The following is a 10,660-nucleotide window of genomic DNA, read 5'->3' as shown; positions in this document are numbered from 1 at the left end:
TGAGGTAATATCTATCTCATCTTATAACTTTATTTTAGAAGCTCTTTTCTATGCAGCTTCATATTAAATTGGTATTAAATGTACTGACTGAAAAATTAACAACTTTAATTTATTTATGGTTATTTTCAGTGTAATGCTTGTAATATAGGATTTATACTTCAAATAATTTTCTGTTAGTAATGCAAATTTCAATGCTGTACCAGGAGACATGGATATATGTATAGACTTAAACCTTTATATTCACCCGAACCAACTCTTCAAGCCTCATATAGAGCGACTGAATCAACTATTCAAGCATCATCTAGATTGTATTTTAGAGGAGATTTTAAAAGTATTGTTGGTAACACAAAACCTCTAAAACCTAACCCCCCTAGTCCCCATACCATCACAAGGAAGGGAGGTTTCAAAGCCTCTCCCCCACTGAAGGAGAAGTTTGGCGAGGGGTTTCTAGTATACTTTGCGACTTTTAAAACATCCTCAAATAAAGAGAGCAATAGTTATGAAGAAGTACCCTTCAGATGATCAAGATTATGTTCGCCACGATGACCAATTAGAAGAAAGTTTACGTAAATCGGTCTTTAATGACCAATTCAAACAAGATATCAATTATTGGAAAAAGACATCGCCCAAAAAGTTAGCTCGTATCCGCCAGCTAATGGAGGGTATCATGCAAGATCCATTTAAAGGTAAGGGACATCCAAAACCTCTTAAGTATCAAGGTTCTGATGTTTGGTCGCGCAAAATAGATGAAAAGCACCGTATTGTCTATTTGGTAAGTGTTGACCAAATTGATTTTCTTCAAGCTCGATTTCATTACGACGACATGTAAAGGCAAAAGCTAGTGATGTAGCTCTAAAGCCTTTTGTGTAGAAGAGAGCATTACATCATTGGGAAATACCAAAAATGTCAATTCAAATAACTTACGAAGAAGCTCAAGCTAACCTAGACGAACTCTGCAAGCAAGTAGTTCATAACCGGGATACTCTTATTATAGAGATAGAGGGTGGTGACAATGTTGCACTAATTGCTGCTGATGAGTTAAGCAGTATGGAAGAAACTATATACTTACTTAGCTCCCCAGCTAATGCAGCTCGTCTACATACTGCTATAGAGCAAGCTAAAGCTCACATAGTTCAACCTCAAAGCATTGATGAGTTGTTCGATGAATTATAAATTGATACGTGAACGAGAAGAATTAGTGAGGAAGTACTCAGAGATATGATGCTATTTTTTATTCAATTTCTAGTGGCTTGACTTTTGCAAAATATTCAACTATTGTCTAAATTGACTAGAGTAATTAAGTGTTTTTCTAATATTCCCCGTAAGGGGATTAAAACACAGCTCTAGTATGGTGATTGAACAGTTGATTCGGTCTTCACCACTTCCCCGCAAGGGGACTAAACCGAAAAGCTAGCCTCTTACTGAAGATATTTCTAGGTAAACCAGAAAGTGTGATCGCCTTTTAACTTTCTGCATATCTCATCCCTGAAAGGGGACAAAAATAATTAGATTAATGCGCCTTCCTCCCCCCAAGGGGATGGAAATTAAGTACAATACTTGACATCGTTTGTATAGCAATCAGCGATGTCAAAAGCAGCTACATCAACTAGGCGCAAAACTAAGCCACAGCCAGAGTCTCTTCCTACATGGGCAGACGACACTGAACTAGTGGGATTGGTGTTTGAACTTGAGCCAAGCACTTCCACTTCCCTTTACTCACAGTACACAATTGGACTCCATGCGTGGTTTCTTGACCAAGTACGGCAACTCAACCCAGAACTTTCTGCATATCTGCACGATGGAGAGTCGGAAAAGCCCTTCAATATTTCTGCGCTGTCAGGTCAACTTCTCGCCAGTGGTAGACAATTGCAATTAGAAGCCAAGCAAATTTATCGCTGGCACGTTAATGCTTTATCTCAAAGAGTGGTGCAGTTTCTCAAACAATGGTTAACCCAACTACCCCAAATTGTGGATTTAAGAGATGCTCCTCTGCAAATAAAACAGGTAAGTATCGCCCATCCATCGGCTACCTACGCGCAACTATTGCAGTTATCACCAGAAAAACCCTCTAATGTCAATTTCAGCTTTGTCTCGCCTACCAGCTTTCGCCGTAAGGGTCATCATTTTCCCCTCCCAGTACCTGTTAATCTCTTTCATAGCTACCTGCGACGCTGGAATGACTTTTCGGGAATCCCTATTGAACAAGAAGCTTTTCTCGACTGGATAGATGAAGGGGTAATTATCCATCAGCATCGGTTGGAATCGATGAAGGTAGCAGCAGGTAAACGGGGTTCGGTGACTGGGTTCACAGGGGTAATGTCCTGTGGTTTAAGTAAGGCTGCTTTGGCTAACTCTGAGTTTACGCGATTGTTTTATGCTTTAGCTCGACTGGCTCCCTATTGCGGTACGGGGCACAAAACTACTTTTGGATTGGGACAAACTCGCTTAGATTGGGTGGAATCAGAGGTAAACTCACCAACTCAGGTGCTAACAAATCTGCTGGGAGAACGCATTGATGAATTGACAGCGCTATTCACCGCACAACGAAAACGCACAGGAGGCGATCGCACTGATAAAATTGCTTCTACATGGGCAACTATCTTAGCACGCCGGGAGATGGGAGAATCATTGCAAGTTATATCCCAAGATTTAGAAATGCCCTACGCTACCGTGAAAACTTATGTAAAATTAGCTCGGCGGATGCTCAAGGATAATTCTATTTGAATAATAAAGGAAATTTATAATTGCGCTGTGATTTTACCATCTTTAGTAACGATGGCAATTGTTTCTATAGCTTTCATCTAATTTTTCCTTTTTCAATCCATTACAGCTAACACAGCTTTCGGTAATAACTTATCTTTAAACCAAACAATTCTCGCGGGGACATCATTTAATTTTACTCCCGCCTTTTCTAAATTAAGTCGTTCAGAAATTGCTAAAATTAAGTCGTCACGTCCAGCCCGGCGCACCTGAGAAAACTTCTTTTGTAAATATTCTGGCCGCCAATAACCAACGATTTCTAATAAGAAGGTACGTCCATCAGAATGCACTAAGCGAAAATCGGGAATCATCACGCTACCAGGAATTGGGATTAAATCAACTTCTCGCTCTAACGCCCAACCGCTTTTCAACGCATCCCATTTATCAGCAAAGGATGCTTCTAACATACTATCGTAGGGTTTCCCTGGTGGATAGTGCGATACTAAACCACATTCGGAATTCAGGGTGAAACGTCCAGTTTTCCAAGTATTTGTATAAGCGTCGCGGGTTTGGAGAATAGAAGAAAGACTCCATTTCGTAACGTGAAGTAAAGCGGGAATAAGTTTAGCGATCGCTAACCCATATCGCGTACTAGGATTAAACAAACTGGTCGGCCCGTCTATCGTAATTGTAAACCCGTGGTCAGCATCGCCCTCAATATAAGCCATCAATTGAAATAACTTTAGATAGCGAAATAACAGCTTATATTCACCTGGAACATTGCGATGAGCATTTAACACCAGTTGACTGGCCTTATAAAATACACCCTGCACCTGAGATAAGTTATATCTATTTAACAAATCTGGCGCTGTTGGTGCATCAAAAACAGTCAAAATTTTATTTTCAGATAAATCAGCATATAACCCATTGCGAACCTGTTCCATTAAAACTTCTCGTTCAAGTTCTTGAGTTAACTCATCAGCAATTTTACTCAGAGTAACTTGTGTGGATTCTCGACTAGAAACAGACTTTGCAGCCAGAGAAAACACCCGTTCTCTTAACATTTGTGGTTCCAAAGGACTAACCACCTCAAAAGTGCAAAAACTACTTTTGAGAATATAAGCTAATCCCCGCTTTACCCGATAATCTGTAGAATCTCCTTCAAAATCAGTCAACTGTCGCTCAAGCACACCTTGAGTTTTCCCCACAGCTGATTGAAAATAATTAATTAACTCAATCGCCAACTCCGAAGTTTTGTTATCAATCTTCAGTCTCTTCGGAATGATCTCCTCTCCGTTTTGGCGATGCATCAGTAAATCTGTTGGTAACATCTGCTGAATTTTGGATTTTAGATACTTCGATTTCGCTCAGTACAAGTTTTGGATTTTGGACTGAATAATTAATTTCTAACTGTTCCGCAGCCTTCAAACTCCGTTCCTTCCCACTCCCATACACAACCTGCAAATTCCCTTTCTTCTCCCTTTGTCCCCTTGTCTCCTTGTCCCCTTGTCCTCTTCTCCTAGCCGAAGTCCCCTCCTCACTGGTATCCTCCGCCACCACCTCATACAAAATCGCCTGCTTATTCTCAATATTCCCCTTCCGTAAAACCCTCCCCAAGCGCTGAGTATACTCCCTAGCCGAACCCGTACCAGATAAAATAATTGCCACAGTTGCCGCAGGTACATCAACCCCTTCATTCAACACATGAGAAGCAACCAAAGTATTATATTTACCCTCTCGAAACTTGGTTAATATCTCATGCCGTTCCTTCACAGGAGTTTGATGAGTAATTGCCGGAATTAGCAACTCTTGAGAAATGCGGTAAACCGTCGCATTATCAGCAGTAAAAATCAAAATTCTTGCCGGATAATGTTCTGCCAATAAATTAATCAAAATTCGCAACTTTCCATCAGTACCCAAAGCGATATCTTTCGCTTCTCGATGCGCTAACATTGCTCTCCTTCCAGATTGCGATCGCGCACTCATTTGCACAAACATTTGCCAACCTTGCAGACTCCCTAAAGAAATTTTAGATTGCTTCAAAAAGTCGTTGCGCGTTTGAATTAACTGGTTATATCTTTCCCGTTCAAGTTGCGATAACTTCACCTTAATTTGGACAATTTCATGTTCTGCTAACGCCTTCCCCGCCAAATCTTCGGCGCGTTTGCGATATACTTCTTGACCAATAAGGATATTTAAGTCAGCGTGTTTACCATCGGTGCGTTCTGGTGTAGCAGAGAGTCCCAGACGATAGGGTGCGATCGCATATTCAGCGATCACCCGATTAAAATCTGTCGGTAAATGATGGCATTCATCAAAAACAATCAACGCATATTGATTCCCTAACGCCTCAGCGTTAATTGCTGCACTATCATAAGTTGCAACTAAGATAGCTGTTCTATCCCGCGAACCACCCCCTAGCAATCCCACCTCAGCATCGGGGAAAGCTGCTACTAAGTGTGCATACCACTGATGCATTAAATCTAAAGTTGGCACAACAATTAGCGTTGTGCGCGGCGTTGACTGCATCGCCATTTGTGCTAAATAAGTCTTTCCCGCCGCCGTGGGAAGCACAACTACCCCCTGCCTACCCGCCAGTTTCCAAGCTGCTAGCGCCTCAGTCTGGTGGGGATAGGGTTCCATTTCCAGAGTGGGAACCAAATCTACAGGATAAAATTGCTTTGCCTCATCGATAAAATACACATCTTCCGCTTGTAGTGCTTCCACTAGCGATCGGTATCTAATTGCTGGAATGCGGAATTTTTCAACTCTATCATCCCACGTAGCATAATCCATCCAACCTTTACCGCGTGGTGGTGGATGCAAAATTAATGTGCCACGATCAAAATTTAGTGTAGGGGTACGAGCCATTTATGGGGATTGGAAATTGGAAATTGGGAATTGGGCATTGGGCATGGGTAATTTGATTCGCCATGTCCCATTCCCTAGTCCCTTGATTACTAATAACGCAAAAAGTGCATGATTCATCCAAGTAACTCAGATAAAACCCAACTAGATGCGCTCATTAGTCATGGAATGTCCCATCGGCAAACCAAGAATAACCTTGCGGCATCCTATCAAGAACAACGAAAGAGCTTTTTACTAAAACGGCTGCAATTGCAAGCGCAGATTCTTTCGGTAGCTGGCTTGACTTTAATCGCTTTTTTCCTTTGGGCAAATTCATCTCTAGAAGCCAAGATATACGCCTTTAAAATTGGGGCTGTAGTAGAATTATTCATTCTTCTTTGCTGGGGTTTATGTAAAACTCCTATCGGCCGCCGCTATCCTGACTTAATTTTTTTGAGTTTATCCTGGGCTGTAACTTGTGTTGTCCAAATTGATATAGCTTTGCTGTTTAATAATCTGGAACCTAGAACCAATATTTGGACTTTGATGTTTCTCACTCAGGCAACAATCATTCCAGTTCAATGGTGGATGCATTTAATATCTCAACTCGGAACTATAATTTGCTATTTAACCTTATATCTCTTATATAATCCCATCTTGAAAAATCCCTCAGCTTTTTATGTTGAACAAGGATTATACTTTTTTTGGACTTGCATAATTTGTGTATTCTCCGTCTATTTATACGAGCGTTTGCGAGAAAAAGAGTTTTACGCGCGTAAAGCAATGGAACTAGCGCAGCAAAAATCTGAACGGCTGTTACTAAATATCCTGCCAGAGATGATTGCAGAACAATTAAAACAACAGCCTACAACTATTGCCGATAGCTTTCTGGAAGTTACAGTACTATTCGCCGATATTGTTGGTTTTACAGAGCTTTCAACTCGGACATCTCCTGCGGAATTAGTCGAGTTATTAAATACAATATTCTGTTTGTTCGACCAATTAGCAGAAGTTCACGGGGTAGAGAAAATCAAGACTATTGGCGATGCATATATGGCTGTTGCCGGATTACCGAATCAGTCTATAAATCATGCTTCAGTAATAGCTGATATGGCGTTGGATATGCAAAATGCTATAGCTACCTTCAATGCAGAAAACAATCAATTATTTAGCATCCGTATTGGTATAAGTACAGGGCCAGTAGTAGCAGGGGTAATTGGTCTGAAAAAGTTTGCTTACGATCTCTGGGGAGATACAGTAAATACTGCTAGTAGAATGGAATCACATGGAATAGCAGGTAGTATCCAGGTTTGTGAAGCAACTTATCAGGTTTTAAAGGATAAATACTTGTTGGAAAAACGAGGTTTAATTCAGGTTAAAGGTAAAGGAGAAATGATGACTTATATCCTCAAAGGAATGAATTTAAAAATTTAATGTAACTATACTGTTTGAAAGATATACCAAAATCTAAAGTCTATAATTAGAGTGATAAATATTAGCTATTGAACATCTGCTAAAGCTGAGTTTTACTACTTTAGATAGATTCACAAGACCCAACTGCTTTGATGTGTATTTTTCCGATGCATAATAAATGTTGAGCGATGTCTACGACGGGCTATTCGGAGTCGCATTATCTAGCTGATTTTGGGAATAATCCTTTAGCTAGCTGCATACAAGGAGAGGCCACATTGAAAGGAACACGTTCCCTTCTATCACCTTATGCTGTGGCATTATTGGCTGTTAGTAGCGCATTGCTGCTAACGCTATTGCTACAGCCACTACTGAAACCAACTATTTTCTTGCTGTTTTTTGCTGCCGTGGCGGTTAGTGCCTCGTATGGCGGTATGGAAGCAGGGTTGATGGCTAGTGCTTTGTCTACTTTAGCCGTCACCTATTTTTTCTTAGAGCCTGTTTTTTCGCTTTCGGTTGCGAATCTAGATAGCGTCAGACGGTTAGGCTTGTTTGTTTTGGTGACGACATTCATCAGCTTGCTAAATTCAGAGTTACGCACTGCCAAACAACATCTTCAAGTCAGTTTACAGAAGTTACAGGTGAGTGAAGCAAAGCTGAGAAGGTTGGTAGAGTCCAATATTATTGGGGTAATTGTAGCCAATATGGACGGAGCGATCGCAGAAGCGAATGATGCTTTTTTACGAATAGTAGGTTATTCGCAAGAAGATTTAGTTGCCGGGCGGGTTCGATGGCGCGATATGATCTCACCAAAATATATTGAAGCAAACAACAGCGCGATCGCACAACTCAAAGCCAAAGGTGTATGTCAGCCTTTTGAGAACGAATACATCCGCAAAGATCAAACCTGTGTTCCCATCTTGTTAGGTTCTGCTTTGTTAGAGAATAATTCTCACGATATTATCTCTTTTGCACTTGATTTAAGCGATCGCAAACAGATGGAGCTTGCCCTATGCAAAAGCGAAGAACGCTACCGCACTTTTTTAGAGCAGAGTTCAGAAGGTATTTGGTGCATCGAGCTAGAAGTACCAATTTCGCAAGACTGTCCAGAAGATGAACAAATTCAACATTTTTATCAATATGTTTACTTAGCAGAATGCAACAATGTGATGGCGCAGATGTATGGCTGTTCTCGTGCCGAAGAAATTATCAACGCCAGATTAGGAGACTTTCTCGTTCCCTCCGATCCACATAATATTGAATACCTGCGTAATTTTATCCGTTCTAACTACCGACTAATTGATGCAGAATCTCACGAAATAGATAAGCAAGGTAATTCTAAATATTTTTTGAATAATCTGGTGGGAATTGTCGAAAATGGGCTTTTAGTTAGAGCCTGGGGAACTCAACGCGACATCACAGAACGCAAACGAGCCGAAGCAACATTACATCAACGAGAAGATGAACTACGGCTAATTACAAATGCAGTACCTGTCCAGATTTCTTATGTTGATACCCAGCAGCGTTATCGCTTTAATAACAAGGGATATGAAGATTGGTATGGACTACCCGCTTCCGAAATTTATGGTAAACACATTAGAGAAATTCTCGGAGAGTCGGTTTATCAGTCAATTCTTCCTTATGTAGAAGTAGTACTTTCAGGAGAACAAGTAACTTACGAAACCCAATTACCCCATAAAGATGGCACACACCATTACATAAATGTAAATTACGTTCCCCAATTCAATCAGCAAGGAAAAGTTGAAGGATTTGTTGCTCTAATCACAGATATTACACTTCATAAATTAGCAGAAGCAGCCCTCAAACAGAGTGAGAAACGGTTAAAAGCACTAACCGAAAAAGTCCGCATGATTCCTTGGGAGGTAAATGCCAATACCGGAAATTTTACTTATGTAGGGCCGCAAACTGTTGAGATTCTTGGCTATCCATTGTCAGATTGGTACATCGATAATTTCTGGGAAAAACACATGCATCTAGAAGATCGGAAGTGGGCTATCCAGTATTGTCAAGAATCTTCTTTAACACTGAATAATTATGAATTTGAATACAGAATGTTAGCTGCTGATGGCAGAATCGTCTGGCTATATGACATTGTTAATGTCGTGCGGGATGAGAATGGGCCGCAGCTACTACATGGATTTATGCTCGATATTACCGATCGCAAACAAGCAGAGCAAGAACGCGAACAATTGCTTGAGCGCGAACAAGCAGCACGCGCTGATGCAGAAGCTGCAAACCGGATGAAGGATGAATTTCTCGCCACCCTCTCCCACGAACTCCGCACACCCTTAAACGCCATACTAGGTTGGACGCAGCTACTTAGGAGTCGCAAGTTTGATGAAACTACTACTGCACGTGCCCTAGAGACAATTGAGCGTAACACTAGATCCCTGGCACAACTGATTGAAGATGTTCTAGATGTATCACGGGTTATTAGAGGCACACTTCATCTAAGTATGCATCGGATAAAACTTGTACCACTTGTAGAAGCGGCAATCGATACTGTGCGCCCAGCAGCCGAGGCTAAAGAAATTAGCATCAACTGTAGATTTGATGGTGAAGTCGGGGTAATTGTGGGTGATACACACCGCTTACAACAGGTTGTGTGGAATTTGCTCTCCAACGCCGTCAAGTTTACACCCAAGGGCGGCAGAGTTGATGTGCAATTAGAACGAATTGAATCTTCCGTGCAAATTCGAGTCAGCGATACAGGAATGGGGATTGCTGCTGAATTTCTCCCCCATGTATTTGAGCGCTTCCGTCAAGCTGACAGTTCGATTACGCGATCGCACGGCGGACTAGGATTAGGGTTAGCGATCGTCCGCCACTTGGTAGAATTACACGGTGGCACAGTCTCCGTGGAAAGTCCAGGAATCGGGCAGGGAGCGATATTCATTGTCAATCTGCCCATGAAAGCAATTTATGTAGAAGCTAATACACCAGAGCAGCTTTCATCTCTAACAAATATCCAAGAGGCTAACAATTACCTACCCAGACTAGATGACTTGCGAGTGCTGATCGTTGATGATGAGCCAGATGCGCGTCATTTACTCACCACAATTCTCGAACAGTATGGGGCGCAAGTTATAGCAGTTGCATCTGCAAGTGAAGCACTGCTTGCTTTACAAAAAGTTTGTCCTCATATAATGGTGAGCGACATCGGTATGCCACAAGAAGATGGCTATGCACTAATTCGGCAAGTGAGGGCACTACCAGCAGAACGAGGAGGGCGGGTTCCAGCAGTGGCGCTGACAGCTTATGCTAGAGCGGAAGATCGCACACAAGCGTTGTTAGCAGGCTTTCAACTCCACGTCCCTAAGCCAGTGAATCCCGCCGAGTTAGCTGCTGTAGTTGCCAACCTCACTGGACGCACTTGAAGAATTAAAAATTAAAAATTAAAAATTAAAAAGAAATATTGAATCCATCTTAGGACTTACGCAAAATCATGAGAAAACGAACCGCAAAGGACGCATAGACACGAAGTGGCTTCCCGAAGGGTAGGACACAAAGGAATAAGAGTTTTAGAGGGTTCTTGCGTAAGTCCTGAACTATCCAATTTACTCAGATAATATTTTTCTTTCTCCCCCTGCCTCCTGCCCCCTGCTCCCCTGCCTAGACAGCGAGGGATATTGTTGTTGGAAGTCCCTTGACGGGGGCTAGAATTAGAATTGACGTGACGTTT

Annotated in this window: 7 protein-coding genes; 5 read left to right on the top strand and 2 right to left on the bottom strand. The window is 41.6% G+C overall.

Annotation, left to right across the window (positions count from 1 at the left end):
* The first annotated feature begins 499 nt into the window (after positions 1–499).
* The 3 genes from RMZ41_RS21675 to cas6 all read left to right on the top strand — a co-directional run bounded on the left by RMZ41_RS21675 (position 500) and on the right by cas6 (position 2,724).
* Positions 500–829, top strand: coding sequence for a Txe/YoeB family addiction module toxin (locus tag RMZ41_RS21675; protein ID WP_322641134.1), 330 nt, complete (start codon positions 500–502; stop codon positions 827–829).
* A gap of 74 nt (positions 830–903) precedes the next feature.
* Positions 904–1,173: a type II toxin-antitoxin system Phd/YefM family antitoxin gene (locus RMZ41_RS21670; RefSeq protein WP_322641133.1), complete on the top strand. Its 270-nt coding sequence runs from the start codon at positions 904–906 to the stop codon at positions 1,171–1,173.
* A gap of 411 nt (positions 1,174–1,584) precedes the next feature.
* Positions 1,585–2,724: a CRISPR-associated endoribonuclease Cas6 gene (gene cas6, locus RMZ41_RS21665; RefSeq protein WP_322641132.1), complete on the top strand. Its 1,140-nt coding sequence runs from the start codon at positions 1,585–1,587 to the stop codon at positions 2,722–2,724.
* Positions 2,725–2,816: 92 nt separating this feature from the next.
* Here the strand turns inward: cas6 and RMZ41_RS21660 are convergent, their stop codons facing one another.
* Both RMZ41_RS21660 and RMZ41_RS21655 read right to left on the bottom strand, forming a co-directional pair.
* Complete coding sequence (locus RMZ41_RS21660) at positions 2,817–4,031, bottom strand: DUF790 family protein (protein WP_322641131.1); 1,215 nt, start codon at positions 4,029–4,031, stop codon at positions 2,817–2,819.
* The gene (locus RMZ41_RS21655; protein ID WP_322641130.1) at positions 3,961–5,571 is read right to left on the bottom strand and encodes a DEAD/DEAH box helicase family protein; all 1,611 of its coding nucleotides are present in this window, start codon (positions 5,569–5,571) and stop codon (positions 3,961–3,963) included. Before RMZ41_RS21655 ends, RMZ41_RS21660 begins: the two co-directional genes overlap by 71 nt.
* A gap of 108 nt (positions 5,572–5,679) precedes the next feature.
* Between RMZ41_RS21655 and RMZ41_RS21650 the strand changes: the two genes are divergently transcribed.
* On the top strand, positions 5,680–6,981 hold the full coding sequence (locus RMZ41_RS21650; protein ID WP_322641129.1) for an adenylate/guanylate cyclase domain-containing protein: 1,302 nt from the start codon (positions 5,680–5,682) through the stop codon (positions 6,979–6,981).
* A 167-nt stretch (positions 6,982–7,148) separates the two neighbouring features.
* A complete protein-coding gene (locus RMZ41_RS21645; protein ID WP_322641128.1) occupies positions 7,149–10,355 on the top strand; it encodes a PAS domain S-box protein in 3,207 nt (1,068 codons plus the stop codon).
* Positions 10,356–10,660: the final 305 nt, after the last annotated feature.

Source organism: Nostoc sp. DedVER02, assembly GCF_034530675.2.
GTDB lineage: Bacteria > Cyanobacteriota > Cyanobacteriia > Cyanobacteriales > Nostocaceae > Nostoc.
The sequence above is the reverse complement of the archived record's forward strand: the minus strand, read 5'-3'. Positions and strand labels throughout refer to the sequence as shown.

Excerpts from the sequence above, each read along its gene's own strand:
- RMZ41_RS21655 (WP_322641130.1), bottom strand. The coding sequence starts at position 5,571 with ATGGCTCGTACCCCTACACTAAATTTTGATCGTGGCACATTAATTTTG.
- RMZ41_RS21670 (WP_322641133.1), top strand. The coding sequence starts at position 904 with ATGTCAATTCAAATAACTTACGAAGAAGCTCAAGCTAACCTAGACGAA.
- RMZ41_RS21675 (WP_322641134.1), top strand. The coding sequence starts at position 500 with ATGAAGAAGTACCCTTCAGATGATCAAGATTATGTTCGCCACGATGAC.
- RMZ41_RS21660 (WP_322641131.1), bottom strand. The coding sequence starts at position 4,031 with ATGTTACCAACAGATTTACTGATGCATCGCCAAAACGGAGAGGAGATC.
- RMZ41_RS21645 (WP_322641128.1), top strand. The coding sequence starts at position 7,149 with ATGTCTACGACGGGCTATTCGGAGTCGCATTATCTAGCTGATTTTGGG.
- RMZ41_RS21650 (WP_322641129.1), top strand. The coding sequence starts at position 5,680 with ATGATTCATCCAAGTAACTCAGATAAAACCCAACTAGATGCGCTCATT.
- cas6 (WP_322641132.1), top strand. The coding sequence starts at position 1,585 with ATGTCAAAAGCAGCTACATCAACTAGGCGCAAAACTAAGCCACAGCCA.